Source organism: Levilactobacillus fujinensis (assembly GCF_003946335.1).
GTDB classification, from domain to species: domain Bacteria; phylum Bacillota; class Bacilli; order Lactobacillales; family Lactobacillaceae; genus Levilactobacillus; species Levilactobacillus fujinensis.
The window spans coordinates 17,050-35,511 of sequence record NZ_RHNX01000031.1 but is presented as its reverse complement, the minus strand read 5'-3'; the positions used below and the strand labels follow the sequence as shown (position 1 = coordinate 35,511).

The 18,462-nt window shown below is 48.7% G+C and carries 17 protein-coding genes; 11 read left to right on the top strand and 6 right to left on the bottom strand.

Annotated features, from left to right (window positions below; all coding sequences use genetic code 11):
- Positions 1 to 82: 82 nt before the first annotated feature.
- Entirely contained in the window at positions 83 to 721 is a 639-nt protein-coding gene (locus tag EKM89_RS10780) for a CPBP family intramembrane glutamic endopeptidase (protein WP_125688426.1), read from the bottom strand.
- Between the two features lie 68 nt (positions 722 to 789).
- Positions 790 to 1,173 (bottom strand): VOC family protein, encoded by a 384-nt coding sequence (locus tag EKM89_RS10775; protein ID WP_048735181.1) that lies wholly within the window; start codon positions 1,171 to 1,173, stop codon positions 790 to 792.
- Positions 1,174 to 1,390: 217 nt separating this feature from the next.
- Between EKM89_RS10775 and EKM89_RS10770 the strand changes: the two genes are divergently transcribed.
- Both EKM89_RS10770 and EKM89_RS10765 read left to right on the top strand, forming a co-directional pair.
- Positions 1,391 to 2,911: an ABC-F family ATP-binding cassette domain-containing protein gene (locus tag EKM89_RS10770; RefSeq protein WP_164510573.1), complete on the top strand. Its 1,521-nt coding sequence runs from the start codon at positions 1,391 to 1,393 to the stop codon at positions 2,909 to 2,911.
- A 334-nt stretch (positions 2,912 to 3,245) separates the two neighbouring features.
- Positions 3,246 to 3,848 (top strand): L,D-transpeptidase, encoded by a 603-nt coding sequence (locus tag EKM89_RS10765; protein ID WP_125688422.1) that lies wholly within the window; start codon positions 3,246 to 3,248, stop codon positions 3,846 to 3,848.
- Between the two features lie 307 nt (positions 3,849 to 4,155).
- Here EKM89_RS10765 and EKM89_RS10760 read toward each other — a convergent pair whose 3' ends face one another.
- From EKM89_RS10760 to EKM89_RS10750, 3 genes are all read right to left on the bottom strand, one after another.
- Positions 4,156 to 5,067 carry a proline-specific peptidase family protein gene (locus EKM89_RS10760; protein WP_125688420.1) on the bottom strand — a complete coding sequence of 304 codons (912 nt, stop codon included), beginning with the start codon at positions 5,065 to 5,067 and terminating at the stop codon, positions 4,156 to 4,158.
- 250 nt (positions 5,068 to 5,317) lie between these two features.
- A complete protein-coding gene (locus EKM89_RS10755) occupies positions 5,318 to 7,756 on the bottom strand; it encodes a Xaa-Pro dipeptidyl-peptidase (protein ID WP_125688418.1) in 2,439 nt (812 codons plus the stop codon).
- Between the two features lie 179 nt (positions 7,757 to 7,935).
- Positions 7,936 to 9,330, bottom strand: a complete 1,395-nt coding sequence (locus tag EKM89_RS10750; protein ID WP_125688416.1) for an APC family permease — start codon at positions 9,328 to 9,330, stop codon at positions 7,936 to 7,938.
- Positions 9,331 to 9,668: 338 nt separating this feature from the next.
- Between EKM89_RS10750 and EKM89_RS10745 the strand changes: the two genes are divergently transcribed.
- The 9 genes from EKM89_RS10745 (at position 9,669) to EKM89_RS10705 (ending at position 16,431) form a co-directional block, all read left to right on the top strand.
- Positions 9,669 to 10,091: a bis(5'-nucleosyl)-tetraphosphatase gene (locus EKM89_RS10745; protein ID WP_125688414.1), complete on the top strand. Its 423-nt coding sequence runs from the start codon at positions 9,669 to 9,671 to the stop codon at positions 10,089 to 10,091.
- Positions 10,081 to 10,656 carry a nucleoside/nucleotide kinase family protein gene (locus EKM89_RS10740; protein ID WP_125688412.1) on the top strand — a complete coding sequence of 192 codons (576 nt, stop codon included), beginning with the start codon at positions 10,081 to 10,083 and terminating at the stop codon, positions 10,654 to 10,656. Before EKM89_RS10745 ends, EKM89_RS10740 begins: the two co-directional genes overlap by 11 nt.
- Positions 10,657 to 10,868: 212 nt before the next feature.
- Positions 10,869 to 11,327, top strand: coding sequence for a Fur family transcriptional regulator (locus tag EKM89_RS10735; protein WP_125688410.1), 459 nt, complete (start codon positions 10,869 to 10,871; stop codon positions 11,325 to 11,327).
- A gap of 75 nt (positions 11,328 to 11,402) precedes the next feature.
- A complete protein-coding gene (locus tag EKM89_RS10730) occupies positions 11,403 to 11,900 on the top strand; it encodes a hypothetical protein (RefSeq protein WP_125688408.1) in 498 nt (165 codons plus the stop codon).
- Between the two features lie 21 nt (positions 11,901 to 11,921).
- A complete protein-coding gene (locus EKM89_RS10725) occupies positions 11,922 to 12,890 on the top strand; it encodes a DUF6681 family protein (RefSeq protein ID WP_125688406.1) in 969 nt (322 codons plus the stop codon).
- A 636-nt stretch (positions 12,891 to 13,526) separates the two neighbouring features.
- Entirely contained in the window at positions 13,527 to 14,267 is a 741-nt protein-coding gene (locus EKM89_RS10720) for an amino acid ABC transporter ATP-binding protein (protein ID WP_048735211.1), read from the top strand.
- A gap of 19 nt (positions 14,268 to 14,286) precedes the next feature.
- Positions 14,287 to 15,123, top strand: coding sequence for a transporter substrate-binding domain-containing protein (locus EKM89_RS10715; protein ID WP_125688404.1), 837 nt, complete (start codon positions 14,287 to 14,289; stop codon positions 15,121 to 15,123).
- Positions 15,120 to 15,758 (top strand): amino acid ABC transporter permease, encoded by a 639-nt coding sequence (locus tag EKM89_RS10710; protein WP_125688402.1) that lies wholly within the window; start codon positions 15,120 to 15,122, stop codon positions 15,756 to 15,758. The genes EKM89_RS10715 and EKM89_RS10710 overlap by 4 nt, the downstream gene beginning before the upstream one ends.
- Positions 15,759 to 15,774: 16 nt before the next feature.
- The gene (locus tag EKM89_RS10705) at positions 15,775 to 16,431 is read left to right on the top strand and encodes an amino acid ABC transporter permease (protein ID WP_125688400.1); all 657 of its coding nucleotides are present in this window, start codon (positions 15,775 to 15,777) and stop codon (positions 16,429 to 16,431) included.
- Between the two features lie 330 nt (positions 16,432 to 16,761).
- Here the strand turns inward: EKM89_RS10705 and hflX are convergent, their stop codons facing one another.
- Positions 16,762 to 18,039: a GTPase HflX gene (gene hflX, locus EKM89_RS10700; protein WP_125688398.1), complete on the bottom strand. Its 1,278-nt coding sequence runs from the start codon at positions 18,037 to 18,039 to the stop codon at positions 16,762 to 16,764.
- Positions 18,040 to 18,462: the final 423 nt, after the last annotated feature.

Sequence of the window (18,462 nt, the reverse complement as noted above, 5' to 3'; positions counted from 1 at the left end):
ATAACGTTGCCTAATTTTAGACCCAGTATCGTTGTGACAACAGTCATAATGAGTGTTTTGGGACTTTCAACCTTCAGTCAACTTACAGAAAAGCCATCAAGGACATTGCGTTGTTGAGAAAATGAAGCATGGTGTTGTAGCGAATATCCCGGAAATGCAGATAGGCCGCACCCAAGACCCACCCAAGCCCTGCGTACATGATGAGCGTCGGGGTGAGGCTCATAGTATGGAGGTAGCCGAAAATTAGTCCAGACATGAAGACGCCGAGAAAATTCAGTGTTCGTGAGTTGCCACGGAAAAAGTAGTTGAGAAAAATCCCCCGGAAAATCAGTTCCTCGATGATGGGTGCAAATAAAATTGAGTAAGCCAGATTCCAAAATGGTAACTGAATCACCTGAGAGGTCAGGGCCTTTTGATTCGCAGGATTGCTTAGCACATGCATACTGATCAAGAAGGTCCATGCGTATTGTACGGCCAACATCAACAGGAAAAAACCAATCAATTCTGTGACTGTCTTGGCTGTAAAAGGTGTGTGCCCAAAATGTCGTGGATTGTTTTGCGTTAATTGTTTTTGATAACGCCACGTGATAAAAGCGAGTAGCAGCGCCGAGTAGATCAACATGATCCCAATTGATCGGTTGACGACGCCGGGGCGCTTGACCATTGCCGTAGCGAAGGTCAAGATGCCAGTATCGATGAGGTAGATAATGAGGAACCCCATCCATTTTAAACTCCTAGATAGCCAATCAATCAGGTCGTTAGCCAGGTTGCGCAAGGGGCAGACCTCCTTTACTTATCATATTTGCCGATTTCAATTAAGTTTTCATCTGGATCGCGCACGTAAACGGAAGTCATTGGCCCCATGGCACCTTGTTTGGGAAGTGGACCGTCGACAATTTCAACGGCGTAGTTGGTTAAATGAGACAAAATGTTCGCAAGCGGATCGGTTGCAATGATGGCAAAGTCTGCGCCACCGACCGTGGGATGTTTAGCAACGGGTAAATGGGGCTGGTCGCTCTGTTGGAAATTAATTTTTTGTTTACCAAGTTTGACACCGCGACGGCCATCGTCGAATTCGATGATCGGCAGGTCGAAAACCTCGTGATACCAGCGTACGGAACGCTCGATGTCACTAACGGTCAGCGTGATGTGGTCAATGTTTCGAATATTCATAAGTTGTCAGTCCTTCGGCAGTAAATTTTACCTATTATAGCATAGTTTGTGACGACAGCCCTAGGCGAGGAAGTTGACGAACCCGGGCGTTTCGTGGTAAATTACTACCTAATATATTGTTTAGGAATCTGGCCTTGACGTTGTCGGGGCTTTTTTCTGCGTGAGAGAAGAAGGGAAGGGACGAAACGTGCCACTACTAGAAGTTGACGACCTTAGCATGAGCTTCGCCGATAAGAAGCTATACGAAGGGGCCAGTTTTACCCTAGAAAAGGGCGAACACATGGGTGTCGTCGGGCAAAACGGGGTTGGTAAGTCAACCTTAATTAAAATCATTACGGGTCATGAGCTCCCATTGACCGGGAACGTTAAATGGCAAAAGAAGACCCACGTGGGTTATTTGGATCAATACGCCGATATTCCAGAAGGCATGACGTTGATCGAGTTTCTTCACACGGCCTACGCCGACCTGTACGAAATGAACGACCGAATGACGGCTATGTATACGGAGTACGCTGAAACTATGGCGGACAAACTCCTCGAACGGGCTGGTCGCATTCAAGAAGTGTTGGACGCCCGCAACTTTTACGATGTCGAAACGGAAATCGAACGGGTCATCTCTGGGCTAGGCCTGGATGATATGGGTCGCGATCACGAAGTTGCGAAGATGTCCGGTGGGCAGCGGTCCAAGATTATTTTGGCCAAGCTATTGCTTGAAAATCCAGACGTGATCTTGTTGGACGAACCGACGAACTACTTGGATGTCGCCCACATCGCTTGGCTGGAAGATTATTTAAATAACTTTGAAGGGGCCGCTTTAATCGTTTCTCATGATTATGACTTCCTACAAAACGTGACGAACTGTATCATCAACGTGGCCTTTGGACAAATCACGAAGTACCGTGGGAACTTTAAGCAAGCCATGCGGCAACGGGGTGAAAAGGAAAAAGCCCAACAACGTGAGTTCGATAAGCAACAGGTCGTGATTGAAAAGGCTGAACGCTTTATCCGGAAGAACAAAGCCGGGTCCAAGTCGACCATGGCCAAGTCCCGAGAAAAGATGCTGAACAGATTGGACCGGGTCGATCCGCCCTCGACTAACGTGCAAGCCCATTTTGATTTCCCTTACCAGGAAACCGGGTCGCAAAACGCGTTGGTGGTCGATGAACTCTCCGTGGGTTATGATCGGCCATTGTTGAAGCCCGTAACGTTCTCGGTCACAACGGATCAAAAGGTTGGTCTGACCGGATTTAACGGGGTTGGGAAGTCAACGCTGATCAAGTCGATTCTGGGATTGATCAAGGCCAAGGGTGGGGAAGCCCACTTCTCACCATCTGCGCGGATCAGTTACTTCAGCCAAGATTTGGTCTGGGATAACAATCAACAGACACCACTACAGATCATTCAAGAGAAATACGAGAAGTTACCGCAAAAGGCGATCCGAACCAAACTGTCGAAGTGTGGTCTGGATTCCGCCAACGCGATGAAGCCGATCGGTGAGCTTTCCGGTGGGGAACAGACCAAGGTCAAGTTAGCGCTAATGGAATTTGAACCAGCTAACTTTTTGATCATGGACGAACCCACAAACCATCTGGATGACGAGACGAAGCAAGCGCTGAAGCAAGCCATCTTGAACTTCCAAGGCAATGCTATTATCGTTAGCCATGAGGCTAGTTTCTACAATGGGTTGGTCGATAAGATCTTAAACGTTGAAAAGCTGAGTTTACGTGCTGGAAATTAACAACGTGTATCCAAAGGCGTTTAGCTGGCGAACACGAAGTCGGCTAGCTTGGAATCGCAGTTCAGGATTCTTCGGCTATCCGGGTTAAGCGGAACCAGCTGCCTTGGTACCCACATTTCAGCCATATCAGGTTGTTCCGCAAGATTAGTTTCCATTGACCTCAGTGCCAGCAACATGTACGCTAGGACGGAAGCGTGCGGCGGCCATGAGCAAGCGCAATCGATTGAAATTTTACGGACAGATTACGTTTTGGCCGAAATGGTTTCCTTTTTCAGAAAAATCCGTTAAAGTTAGCGGTAGGGATGAAAATTATGTCAACAAAAGGACGGAGAGCATGAGACGATTTAGACAATTACTCGTCATTGTTGTGTTGGTCATTGTGGCCGCAATCGGAATTAACCGGGTGTTACAAGAGACCTCGGCGGATAAGGTTGCGAACACGGCGGCTGAGACAGCTAAGACGACGACTGCCACCAAAAAGCCTAAAGTTGAGACTGTTAATTGGCGTAAGCCGTCGGAAGAGAAGGCTTATCCGGATTTGGAAAAGTATCCTAACGCTTGGTTAGACGTCAACACCAGTAAGCAACGGGTCTATATTAAGAACGGCAATACGGTGCTCTACACCATGTATTGTTCGACTGGGACTGGTAAGGAAAATGGGACGCCTCACGGGACGTTCCACATTCAAGGCGAACGGGGAAAGTTCTTCTATAACCAGAGTTCTGGCGAGGGTGCTCGTTACTGGGTCTCCTGGAAGGACCACGGTATCTACCTGTTCCACAGTGTGCCGACCGATAAAGATGGGAACTACATCGAGAGTGAAGCCAAGGAACTAGGAAAGAGCGCCGCATCACATGGGTGTGTCCGGTTATCCGTAGCCGATGCCAAGTGGGTCTACAACAACGTGCCTTATGGGATGAAAGTTGTGATTCATTAAGCGATTTAATTTGAAATAATAGGGTTAATTGAAATGGGTTTGCCAATTTAGGTGGGCCTATTTTTTATGGCAAAATATTCAGATCTAAGGACATGGTGAAAGGGCTAAAGCACCTAGTATGACTGTTGTAATAGCAATTGTGAGACTAAAACTAGGCAACATTAGTCAGTTATCGCCTTACCGGCCGGTAGATATAGGCTGGATTGTTGCGAACACAGCTTGAAGCTTCGAAGTTTGATCAAAAGGGATACGCAAACAAAAACTCCTGTGAAGTCATCAACGATTTCACAGGAGTTTTTGTTATAAATTAAGCGTTAAAATTGTCGTTTTCTACGTCGCGGATAAACGTTGCTAAATGATCGTAGTAAACGGGTGCGTTGTCGATCATATGATGGTGACCACCCTCAGGCGTCGTTACGAAGCGTGAGTGCGGGATGAGTTCGGCCATCTTCTTGCCGGTCGCAATTGGCATGGTTTCGTGTTCGCCAAAAGTCAACAGGGTCGGAACCTTGATTTCCTTCAGATGTTCGCGGAAGTTCCATTCCTTTAGCTTACCCTTGATGACAAATTCGTTGTCACCCTGGAAGGCACCGTAAACGTCGGTCGCCATGGTGCTGATCAAATGAGAAATAGCGGCGGGCTTCTTCCGGTCTACGTAGCCATCGTTTAAGATATCCACGTAACTTTGGTATTTTGCGTCGTCGTAGTTGCCATCAGCTTCGACCTGCTTCATGTAGGTTACTTGGTCGGGTGTCAACACCGTTTCGCGGATATGGTTGATGCTTTCAACGTATTCGTCGATGTTATCGACCATGGAGGAAATGATGGCGCCTTTTAAGTGTTGACCATACTTGGCAGCGTACATTTGAACTAAGGCGCCACCCCATGATTGGCCAATCAGATAGAATTTGTCGATGCCTAATTTTTGGCGAACTTCCTCAACTTCATCCAAGAAGTAGTCGTAAGTGAGGTATTTCTTAGCAGTCTCAGGATCACTGTAGTCGGGTTGGTCAGAGTACCAGGAACCGAGTTGGTCGTACATGTGGACTTGAACATTCAAGCCTTGCTTAGCCAATTGCTTAGCTGTATCTTCCCAGTATTCGTGGTTGCCACCGGGACCACCATGCAGGGCCAGCAAATGAATGTCGCCGGTGCCTTGGGTGTTGGTCCAGAGGTGATAGCCGTTGTCTAAGGTAATAATCGTGGTGCCTTGCTTCATGAAAGTTTCCCCCGTTTCTAATGAGTTATTAATATTCTATCACTATTCGCAGAAATTCTAAACTGCTTGTGTTTGATTCAAATCTATATTGATGAAATGTGGTCGCACTGCAGCTGCTAGGGATTGTAGATAGAGTAGGCCCAAAAAAACATCTCCAATGAGCGTCGCTACAGACGGGCATGGGGGATGCTTCTAAAGGCTGAAAGCCAAAATATTCACATGAGGTTTGCGACGGTAGGGATTATCACAGCTACTCCACAAAAGGCACATGCAAAGCGGAATGCCCAAGCTGAATCGAGTACTGTAAGTCCTGATTGCCCCGAACCGTCATGCCGAAGTCGGTGGCGTAGACGACCAGTCCCAGTTGATGGCCGGCCAGTAAACGATAGTGGGTCGGTTGGAGCGTCACACTGAGGTTGTAGAATTCGTTTGGTTTCAGTTCATCGACGTGGTAAGTGTTGGTCCGGTTCTGCAAATTACGGTGGCCCTTGGTGATCATTTTAAATGGCGTGGTTGCAATCGTTTTGAACTCCCGCAGGTCATCTTCACGCCAACGATAACCCTCATCCAGGGCCTTACGGGCGAGAATCGTGGGACTGACGCCGAGGCGTTTGGCCTCACCGTAGTCGACCACTTGAAAGCTTAGCATCCCGACTGGTTGATTCACCGCAACCTGGAGATCAACGGTGGGCTTACCATCTAGGATGAGATCATCGGTCAGAACTGCTGACTTGAAGAGTAAACGGTGGTTGAACATGTCGTTATGTTTATCGCCTAAGAGATCATTCTGCCACTGATCGATGTGGTGCGTGTAGTGGTTGAACTGTTCCACTGGTAACTGGTCGTTGAAGCTAGTTGCGGCGGGAAGTGGTGCCGTGACACTTGCATCGACTAGTTCGTCATCTTGTAGATTGAAGGTGCGCGTTGCATTGGTTGGTGCATCCCAGTCTGCGTAGGCGTTCCAAGTTTCAGGCTGCACGTTGTCTTGAATAATGACGTTTGGCAATAGCGTTTCCGCTTGGTTGTCGACACCTAACAGCTCGTGAGTCAGCCACAGATTGACGATGTCAGTGTAATCAATGGAGCGAAAGGCGTTGATGTAAATGTGCTGACCTTGATGCAAGATAATTTTTTTTGTCACGGGCAAGTCACGGACGGCGTTCCAAAGGTTGTTGACGTTCCGTGGCTTGACGTTCCAGTCATTTAGTCCGTGGACTAACAGCAGGTCGGCTTTGATGTTTTTAACGTTTTTAAGGTAGTTTCGTGCATCCCAGAAGCTGTTGTAGTTTCCGGTCGCGCGGTCCTGTCCGTGCGTGATGGTGGCGAGGTCAGCCTGCCATTTGGCCTGAATCCGGTGGTAGTCACCGGGAAGGAGTTCTCGGCTAAATGTCTCCTCGGCCAATACATCGGTATCTTCACCGGGGAAACCGCCGGGCGCGATGACTAAACCGCCGTCACGGTAGTAGTCGTACCAGTTGGAAATGGCAGCTTCACTAATCACAGTCTTGAGACCGTCAACACCCGTGGTTGCGGCGGCCGTGGCCAGTGTCCCCAGGTAGGAACGGCCAGTCATGGCAACGGATTGATTGCTCCACCAAGCAGGGATGGTTTGGGTGGCGGCACGACTAGTAAAGGCCGTACGGTTGCCAGCTAACCATTCGATAATGGCAATGGTAGAGGTCGTTTCTTCGGGGTCACCAGTCGTGCGGACCCCATCGGAGTCTTTGGTCCCGATTCCGGCAGCGTAAACGACCGCAAATCCGCGAGCTAAGAAGTAATCATTGAGCGTGTAGGATTGCTCGCGCGCAAAGGTTTCCTCAGCCGTCTTGGTCGCGGCCGTGATGGGACGGGCGTTGGGCAGCGGCGTGGTGTCGGGTTGCGCGGTAATGTCGGCTAGTGTGAGGTCATTGGGCTGCTTTGGTTGCAGGGGAACGTTGACGTTGTGCATCAAGGCATCGCCGGATTCGTCGTTGGTACCCTGGTTGTACGGGCTCGCGGTGTACAGGACGGGAACCTTGAGGCCGGTTTCTGTTTCGGCCGGGCGAATGATCTCGGCCTTTAATAGGTCACGTTTGCCATCATGGTCGGTGTCTTGAGGACTTTCAACGTAGACGACTTCACGAATCAAACGGGTCGTGTCGAATACGGCCTGGGATTTACCGTTAAAAATCAGTGGCTTTTCCACGCTGGCGTCGTGTACGAGCGGGTCGAAATAGCCGCACGTGGTCAAATGGTCCAAAAAGTTTTGACCGTTCTTGGTGTGCGTTGTTAGTAAGAGATACCAAGCCTGAATCAATTCAGCCAAGGTGAAGTCGTCACCAGCGTGAGGGGCGACGGGCAATTGAATCTTAGCCATGGCACTTAGGGGATCGGTAAGTTGAAAGTCCAAGCCAGGTGCAAAGGCTAAACGCTGCAGGGCTAAATTGTAGAAAACGGTAACGGGTACGTTATCGTTATGGGCTAAGAAGTCCAGACCGTCAACGTCTGCGGTTGCCATTAAATTACTGAGTTGCTGGTCCACGACCGTTTTCGTTGTGTATTCTGGCCAGCTACGATCGTAGAGGTCCCGTAACAGGGCACTGGGGGTCGTTAAGCTAGCATTTTGATCATCTAAAAAATGAATTTGAGTCAGTTCGTCTCGAGCCGCTGCGGGGGCAGTGGGCCGGATGGCAAATTGTTGATTACGCAAAACTATCGCCTACTTTCAATTTTTCATCAAACTTGTTGCTGACAGTTAACTAACAGATACGCTGGGCATTGTCAGCTCATGCTTCTCTTCGTCTCTGTCGCTGGATAAGGGACTGCAGCCTATCTTAGACGGATTTCTGGCAGTTGCAGTGCGACCAGCTAAATCCCATGTGGGACATTTTAAACCTGATCATTCAGCCGACTGTGTCGCAAGCCGTAACTGAAGTAGATCACCAGTCCCAATGCGAACCAGATGGTCGATGCAATCCAGGTCTCCGCTGGAAGTTGGAGCATCATATAGAAACACAGGAGCCCAGAGATGATGGGGAGGACGGGATAGAAGGGCACCTTGAAGCCAGAGTTTTGGGGGAGGTCCCGCAGATGACGCAGCCGGATAATCCCAAATGAAACGAACAGGAAGGCTACCAACGTCCCAATGTTAACCAGGTTGGTCAGTTGCGCCAGTGGCACGAAACCACCAAGTAATGCGATGACTACGGTGATGACGCCCAGACTATGCTTGGGTGTGCCGGATTTTTCATCGATTTTCCCCAGAAACTTTGGTAATAGACCGTCACGACCAATTGAATAAATCAGCCGCGACGAGCTGTAGATCATGGTGACCATCATGGTAAACATGCCAGCCAGTGCCCCCAGTGAGATGATACCGGACGTCCAGTTTTGGTGAACGAGCGTTAGGGCAAAAGCGACGGGATCGGCAACGTTGAGCTTGGTGTAGTGGACCATCCCGGTCAGTACGATGGCGACTAGCATGTACAGTACCGTGGCGACGATCAACGTTCCAATAATCCCAATCGGCATGTTCTTCTTGGGGTTCTTCACTTCGGCAGCGGATGCAGAGACCACATCGAAGCCAAGGTAGGCGAAGAAGACGGTCGAGGCGCCCCGCAGAATCCCTTTGGACCCGAACGGTGCAAAGGGTTGCCAGTTACTGGGCTTGACGTAGAACATCCCGACGACGACGAATAAAATAATGATGGCAATTTTAACGATAACGATGAAGTTGTTGATCCGCATCGACTCGCGCATCCCACGATTCAGGAGCCAACTGATAAAGAAGACCACCAGAATAGCGATGAGGTTACCGTACGTTCCGTGGCTTGGGTCAAAGGGCCCGGAAATCGCCGTGGGGATATTGAGGTGAAAGCCAGCCAAAAACGATTTGAAATACGCACCGAATGCGTTGGCTACAGCCGCAACCGCCAACACGTATTCCAAAATTAAGGCCCAGCCCAATACCCAGCCAATGATTTCGCCAAAGACTAAGTTACCATATGAATAAGCCGAACCAGCAACTGGTAAAACGGAGGCGAACTCCGCGTAACACATGGCCGCAGTGGAGCACACGATGGCCGCGATGAGAAAGGATAGCACGATGCCGGGGCCGCTGTACTGTGCGGCGATGGTCCCGGGGAGGATAAAGATCCCAGTTCCAATCACGGCACCGATTCCCAGTGACATCAGATCCTTTGCCGACATGGTTTTGGCAAAGTGCTGGTCACTTTTTAAGTAGTTGTCTAAGCGTTCGCGGCGAAATATTCGCGAAAGTCCCATAAAAAGCCTCCTATACTGATATGTCGCACAACTAGCTGCTTAACGTGATCGGGTGGGCTTACGCGACCAATAGACGTCAAACAAACCAGTTTAAACCTATTGTATACATATTATGAGGGTACGTCCCATAATATTTTTTCTAAATGACGATTTCTCTCCCGCTACCGACTGAAAACGGCTTAAAGTGGGACGTCTCGCATAGTGTACCCTAGGGATAAATTAAAAGTCAATGAGAGATAGTCAGACTTTTTGAGAAATACAGTTAAATTTTACCCGTCGGCGACGATTTCGATTTAAAATAGAGGAAGTCTATTCAAATCCGAGGAGGGCAATTTGCCATGATTACCGAAAATGCTAGCGGTGCAGTCGTTTACCGCTTAAAGAATAATCAACCAGAATATCTTCTATTAAAGAGTGCCACCAGTAACTTCTGGGGATTCCCCAAGGGTCATGTGGAAGGAAATGAGACGGACATCGAAACGGCCGTCAGAGAGATTCGGGAGGAAACTCAGCTACGGGCGACTATCGATCCCGAGTTTCACGCTGACCTGGACTATGATATGAAGAATGGTCACCACAAGCACGTGGTTTTGTACACGTCGCAGGTGCCGGCCGACGTAACCATTACCCGTCAAGTCGAGGAAATCAGTGAGTACGGCTGGTTCGCTTATCAAACGGCGCGTGAGACACTAAGTTATGATAATTTGAAGGGCTTGTTGGATCAGGCGAATACGTATCTGGAGGACATCCATGCAAAGTAAAGTGTTGGTGATCACCGGGGCGACAGGGACCGGGAAGACCACCGTCCAGGACTATCTGGTAGCACACTATCCGGCGGCGAAGATTATTACGCATACTACCCGACCACCGCGTGCGGGAGAAGTCGATGGTGTCGACTACTATTTTGAGACCGAGGAGAGCTTTCCCAAGAATCACTATCTGGAGTCCGTTCTCTATTCGGGTTACCATTATGGGTCATCACAGGAAGGTATCGCGGCAGGACTTAAGCAAGCCGAATTTGCGACCATTGTATTGGACGGCAAGGGTGCCATTACTTATGCAGATGAGCTCGGCAGTCAGGCGGTCATTATCTTTTTAACGGTCAGTGATTCTGGAAAATTAGCGCATCGACTGAGTAAACGGGGCGACGACGAGCGTATGATGGCGAAACGCCTAGCCAGTCCGGAATACCGTCGTGATCTGACGATGCCACTAGCCTTACGTGGTCGGGCCATCCAACTGAATAACGATAACTGGCAGCAGACACAGATCAAGCTAGATGCACTGATGGTCCGCTTAGAACACGGTGAAGTAGTGGATAGTTGAGTTAATTAAGAAAGTATGCGACACTTACAGGGCGCTGAGTGGTGGGAGTATTCCCCACAGCAAGCGGAATCCCTGGCGGCCGGAGTGCGACCAGCACCACTAATTTAGCGGTGACAATTCTTACGGTCGTAAGAGTTAGGATAGGCATTTTGACTTTCAATCTTCAGCTTTTAACCTTTAGAACCAAAAAACAAACAAGGAGGCCGCCCATCATGGCAGAATCTTTATCCGCCGCTGTGGCTATTTTAAAAAAGAACAAGTTAAAGCTGACCAAGCAACGGCACGCACTCTTAGAGTTTTTGTTGACCAATCAGGGTCATTATACGGATGTGGTGACCGTCGATGCTTACATGCGCACTGAATTTCCTGGAATGAGCCACAACACAGTTTATCGCAACCTAAAGGAATTCGAAGAGGTTGGCATCGTTGAACAGAATACAGAACAGGAACGGACACGGGTCAAGTATCAGTGTGACTTCCATCATCAACACCATCACCACTTTATTTGTCAAAACTGTGGGAAGGTTATCGAGTTACAGATGTGCCCGATGGACTTCTTTACGGCTCAATTACCCGGTTGCGAAATTGCTGGACACAGCTTTGAACTGTATGGTCTGTGTGCCGAATGCAAAGCTGCCGGTGTGACTGAAGCGGCCTTAGTGAAAAATTAAGAGAATTTTGATAGTATTTTCGTTTTACCGTGGGATAATGATTCTAATAAGAAGTAATGCAGGGAGGAATGTAACATGGCGTACCGGACACCACCATTTATCACGCCATTTGCGATTGTCTCGATGGCCTTAGCCCTGGGTGCGACCAACGTGGTTACCAACACCGTGACTAAGACCAATGAAGGCGCATCGCGGGTCTCAACGACGAGTTCGTCGCTAGTTAGCGGGATGTCGTCTAGTGATTCTAAGAAGAAATCGAGCGATGATAGCAGTAAAAAGAAGAGCTCGGATTCTTCCAAAGACAGTAGTAGTGATGAGTCCTCTTCTAAGGACAGTTCCTCAACGGACACGCAGAGTTCGTCGGCGGACAGTACGTCTGAGTCAGGCACTGGCACGACGACGTCTAAGAAGAAGGCATCGTCTAGCGTGGCTAGTTCCACAACGACGAATGACAATACCACTAATGATACGACGACAAACTCGACGAGTGATAGTACCACGACCAATGATGATACGGGGGCTAGCACGTACAGTCATAGTGCGGCTAACACCACTGACACCACGGGTCAATAATAAAGAAAGGGGGACCGCAACATGCTTAGTTTCCTTGACATGGTCAACCACTATCTGGGCTATATCAACGTTAGTGTTAAGATCAAGAACCGAATTTACGTGATTTTAGGGGCATTAGGTGACTTGTACCTGTTTTACATTGCCATTCGTTACCTCCAAAATGGTCACCCGTTCTGGGGACTGTTGATTCTGTTGGTGGCACTGCTCATGGTCTACTTTGTCTATCTCAACACGATTTACTATTTTACGAAGAAAAAGGCACCGTTCGACATTTCGCCGAAAATTGAAAAAATGTTGCACATGAAGCCTAAGGATGCTGACCTTGAGGGCACCAAGCCCATGACACGTGGTGGTCGCAATATTCCAGCCAATGGGTATTTTGACGAGAAGAAAATATTACCCGGGAAATTAACGTCGTCAGCGATAGAAACGGAAAGTATCCAGCAACTGGCTACGCGTTTGCAGCAGAACCAGTTGTTGCAGCTCGACTATTCCGGATTAGGCGACCGAGAGATCATGGAACAAGCCCAACGTTTGAGTAAGCCAGTCTATGCATCGGGGCCTGGCGTCTTGATTCCTTACTTTGAAATGCAGACCGAGAACAATCAGCTCGTGGTATACGCTGGTATCAATCAGGCGGAGAAACAACGGGTGGGAGTTGTCAGCACGGTCGGTTTACAAAATGTTGCGGACGTGCGTGATCAGTTTGAACTGTACTTAGCCAACGCAACGTTGGTGGGGGGACCCTTCAAGGTGCTCGGCCGGACGAACCTGATCGAACAGGATAATCCATTTGCCGTGGCCGTTCAATTGGCTTACAAGCATCAGAATGATGACCAACCGCAAGATTCATTGGCGGGATCATCTGCTAACACGCGGGTGTCACGTTACGACGAGTCCGGTTCGATGAGTCGTGCTTCCCGTTCGGCGGGAAGCGACACCGGTTCGGATTCAGAACCAATGACGCGGACATCGCGTTACCATCATTAAACTCAGCATTCTCAGCCACCTACCAGATTCGGGGAGGTGGTTTTTTTGTACCTTAATCCCTATCCCTGCCGGCCGGTAAGGTGATGGCCGAACACTGTTGCCTAATTTTAGGCTCAGTCTCGTTGTGACAACAGTCATAACAGAGATTTGGGAACAAGCAATCTGCAGTCAAGGCTAAGTAAACGCTACCATTGCTGTCAAATGTGAACTTTCGAACTATTTAATAGGAAGAGTTCCATCAAAATGGTCAATTTCGTGTGGGAGTTAACCAAAGTGTGGGGGATGGCGGGCCTGACATGGCAATGTGAGTTTGAGATGACAAGCCAATCAGGCTTAGAGTGACCAGTGGTTAGACCAGTTAGTGCGGCCTCAGAAAAAAACTTTTCATGTTCGGGTAGGGACGCAAAACCGTGGTACGTCTAATATTTTTGACCTTAAATCGTCACCGGGGTTGGGGAACCCAAAGCGGTTTGTTTTGACCGGGTAAATTTTTTGGTTTAAACTTTAATTTAGACACCAAAAAAAGCTTTTACGAGAAGTGTGCTGGGCGCTGGAATGCTACGTAGAGCCAACAAGCTAATTGGGGCGCTAGTAAGACCGATTACGGCAAAAGAATAACTAGTGGAGGGAAAACATATGTCAATGATTGAATTTCACAACGTGGAAAAGTACTACGGCGACTTTCACGCGCTGCATAACATTAATTTAACGATTGAAGCCGGGGAGACCGTGGTTTTGATCGGACCATCTGGTTCCGGAAAGTCAACACTGATTCGGACGGTTAACGGACTTGAACAGATTCGTCACGGACAACTGATCGTTAACGGTCAGGACCTGGCCAACCCTAAGACCGACATGAACCGGATTCGGAAGAACGTCGGCATGGTCTTCCAACATTTTAATTTATACGCAAACAAGACGATTTTGGAAAATATCATGTTAGCACCGCGAATCGTGTTACACCGTGGTGAGGATGAAAACAAGAAAGTGGCCATGGAAATGTTAGACCGAGTTGGTTTAGCGGATCAAGCACCAAAGATGCCATCACAACTTTCTGGTGGGCAACAGCAACGAATCGCTATCGCCCGGTCACTGGCGATGAAACCCAAGTGTCTCTTATTTGACGAACCAACCAGTGCGTTGGACCCTGAAATGATCGATGATGTGCTAAACGTTATGAAGACCATCGCCCGGGACTCCAGTATGACGTCACTAGTTGTGACCCATGAAATGGGTTTCGCTCGTGAAGTGGCCAACCGGGTTATTTTCATGGCTGATGGTCGCATTTTGGAAGATGATACCAAGGAGAAGTTCTTCGATGGCGAACCAACTAACGAACGGGCTCGTCAATTCCTTAGCAAGATTTTGACACACTAATCAGGGGAGGAAGCTAACCATGAAAAGATTGATTCGTAATCTTGGCCTACTGCTGACCCTGGTCACCCTAACAATCGTCGTGAGTGCTTGTGGGAGCAAGCCGTTGTCACAACGTAACGTGCTAAAGACCGACCAACAGACGAAAACCATCACTTGGGGGGTTAAGGCGGATACCCGGCTCTTTGGGTTGCTCGACACCAAGGATGGCAAAATCAAAGGGTTTGAAGTCGATTTAGCCAAGGCATTAACGAAACAGATGTTGGGGTCTAAAGGGAAGGCCAAGTTCATTCAGGTCACGAGTTCGACGCGGATGCCAATGCTGAAAAATGGGAACATTGATGCCATCATTGCAACCATGACCAACACGCCAGAACGGCGGAAACAAGTTGCCTTTTCGAACACGTATTTCTTTGCTGGGCAGTCACTGCTGGTCAAGAAGGGCAGTTCGATCAAGAACGTTAAGGATTTAAATAAACAAAAAGGAACGGTTCTCGGGGTTGTCGGCTCCGATTCCGTTGAAAACGTGGCGAAGGTTGCGCCAAACGCTAAGGTCTTGCAATTGACCGACTACGCGCAAGCCATGACCGCCCTGAAGTCCGGTCAAGGGCAGGCGCTGACGACCGATAACGGGATTCTTTATGGGATGTCCGTACAAAACCCAGGCTATGAAGTTACTGGGGGCACGTTCGTCTCAGAACCTTACGGGATCGCCATGGACAAGAACCAGACACCGTTTAAGGCTGCGACTAACAAGGCGTTAAAAGAATTGCGGGCTAATGGCACTTACAATCGGCTCTTACACAAGTGGTTCCACAATGTGACGGGCTTTGACTATGAGGAGGCGGCTAAAGAATGATTCATATCTTTCAAAACTATTGGGGCACGCTCCTTTATGGGTTAGGACAGACCTTACTTTGCAGTCTTCTCGCGTTGGTCTTCAGTTTGATTCTGGGCACGCTCTTTGCCTTACTCGAAGAATCACCTAGCAAAGTTGCTCGTGGAATCGCCAGGGTCTACATCGAAATCTTCCGGAACATTCCTTTACTGGTTATCACGATGTTCTTCTACGTGGTGTTCCCGTTGTACGTGCTTAAGATGAATGGGTTCACTGCCGGAACAATCGGGCTCACGCTCTACACGTCGGCCTTTATCGCTGAAACGGTTAGAGCGGGGATTCAGTCCGTTGATTCTGGTCAGATGGAAGGAGCCCGTGCCAATGGGCTATCTTTCTGGCAAGCCATGCGTTACATTATCTTGCCGCAAGCCTTCCGTTATGTGATTCCACCATTAGGTAACCAGTTCGTCAACTTGGTGAAGAATTCATCAACGTTGGCCTTTGTGGGTGGCTTTGATTTGATGTATCAAGGGAACGTTATCGCGTCGAGTTCGCTGGAAACCATTGCGGCGTACTCAGCGGTAGGGGTCCTCTATCTGGTCATCACGATGCCCATCAGTTACTACATGCGCTATCTCGAAAAACGGTTAGCTTAAGGGGAGGAGAATAACGATGTTACAAAACTTTATTGATGCCTACTCCCCAGATAACCTGCGCTACCTGTTTGGGGGTCTGGGAATTACCATTCTGGTTTCCGTCGTCTCCATCATCGGGAGTTTTATTATTGGATCGATTCTTGGAATCATCCGCTACGTTAAGATTAAATATTTCTCGGCGATCGTTGGGTTCATCATTGATGTGATCCGTAACCTGCCGCTGATCTTGATTCTGTTCTTTACTTATTTTGGGTTACCCAACCTGGGAGTTAAGCCGGAAATTATCCCGGCTGCCATTTTAGCCATGACCATTTTCGAATCCACCATGCTGGCAGAAATTGTCCGTTCTGGGATTCAAGCGGTCGACTCTGGTCAAATGGAAGGGGCCCGTGCCAATGGGTTGACCTACTGGCAAGGCCTGTGGCACATCGTGTTGCCGCAAGCCATGGTTAAGATGATTCCAGCCATCGTGAGCCAATTTATCTCACTGGTTAAGGATACGTCGCTGGCAACCATCATTCTCTTGCCAGAAATGCTGTATCGGTCACAAATTATCTATGGGCAGAACACGAACTACATTATTCCAATGTTCGTGGCCATTGCACTGATGTACTTCGTCGTGTGCTACTGCCTGTCCGTACTGGCCCGGTACTTGGAGAAACGTCAAGCTTAATAGCTGTAAATTGGTAGTCGATGACTTTGGGGTCGTCGGCTATTTTTATTATGGATAGATAGGGGATCAGGCGCGTCACAGCGGTCCAGGCCATATTTGCTGGCTGGTAAGGCGATGATTGACCTAAGTTGCTTAATTTTAGTCTCAGAATTGCTGTTACAGCAGCCGTAATGGGCATTTTAGTTAGACATTCAGTCTTCAATTAGGGGGCCTAGAGTCTCCTAGAATTGTTCCCGCAGTCACAGTAGGTATTTTGAAACTCACGACCTAAAAAAGCTCCTCACCAACTGAAACTTGGTGGGGAGCTTTGCGTATAAACCGGAAAACTTTTTAGTCGGTAACGATATATTTCTTGAAGCGATCAAAGTCGGCCTGCTGGAGTTCGACCTTAAGCGCAGTACCTTCAGCGGCATAGTCCGTGCTGAGAACGTGCGCATTGTCATTGAGATAGGCCACGACTTCGCCGTCCGCAAATGGGACTAAGAAGTTAGCGGTGACATAGTTATGGAAGACCTTTTCCTTCATGGCATCGACCAACATGGCAATGGAGGAATCGTCTTGTGCGGACAAGATGAGTTGGTCGCCGGCACGACTTGGGTAGTCAGCCTCGGTCAAATCGGCCTTGTTGAAGACAGTGATCATGGGAACATCATTAACGCCAATCTCGTGTAGCGTCTGTTCTGTCGTCGCCATCATGGCTTCACGGTTAGGGTCAGCATAGTCAACGACCTGAATTAAGAGGTCGGCGCTGGCGGCTTCGGCTAACGTGGAACGGAAGGCTTGCACCAATTGCGTTGGTAATTGGCTAACGAAGCCAACCGTATCACTGAGCAACATCTTCTTTTGGTCGGGGAAGGTCAGTTGCCGCACGCTGGTGTCCAACGTAGCGAATAGCATATTTTTGACGAAGACTTGTTTTTCTTCGCTCTTTCCAAATTGGCGAACCAAAGCGTTCATCAATGTTGATTTACCGGCGTTGGTGTAACCGACCAGTGCCACGGAAGGCAGTTGATTGCGTTCCCGTTGTTGACGTTGGGTGGCTGCAGCTTGGTTAATTTCCTTCAGTTCATGGTTGACGTGGTTGATGGAGCGTTGAATGGTCCGCCGACTCATTTCAGTCTGAGATTCACCGGCACCACGGTTGGTAAAGCCACCGCCGCCACCGCTACCAGTCTGTTGATCCAGACGTTGTGAAGCACTGGTGTGCAGTCGAGGCAGTTGATATTGGAGCATCGCCAATTGGACCTGTAATTTGGCTTCACGAGATTGTGCGCGGTTCGCGAAGATTTCCAGAATCAAACCGGTCCGGTCAATGATCCGGGCCTTCGTGACGTTTTCGAGGTTCCGAATCTGGCTGGGCGTCAATTCATCGTTGACCACGATAATGTCGACGCCATCGTCAGCAACAATGGTGGCTAGCTCTTCAACCTTCCCGGTCCCAAAGTAGGTACCAGGTTGTGGTTTTGCTAGGGACTGTTGAATCTCCTCAACGACGGTCATGTTGTTTGCTTCTACCAGATTCTTTAGTTCAGTCATCGAGTAGTTAAACGTGGCCTGACCAGCGTTTAACCCAATTGTAATGACTGGTGTTCGTGGGGCTTCTTCCAAAGGATCACCCTCCTTAATTGTCTATAAGATGAGTATAACATGCTCATCAGCTAACGTCGGTATATTAACGCTTTTTCCAATTCTAGCGTAGCAACATTTTTTACCTTGCTAGTCGCCAGATATGGAATGGAACGGTATGAATACAAAGAGTCGGGTGTTTCTACTAAGCCGGCAGGAAGATACCGCTAATTAAGCAGAATGACGCCCCTGAGTCTATATCGGGCCGATAAAAGCGCCACTGCGACACCTCACTTAGCGGCTTAAAAGCAGTTAGACAGCTGACTTGGAAAACCAGAGAAATGCTAATTTTCAACGTTTACTGTAAAAAAGCGATCGCATCAGATGGGATCGCTAACAGTCGGCGTGTAGCGTGCTACGTTTAAGTAAGAATCTAAACGAATTATGAGCGTTTACTAACTGTGA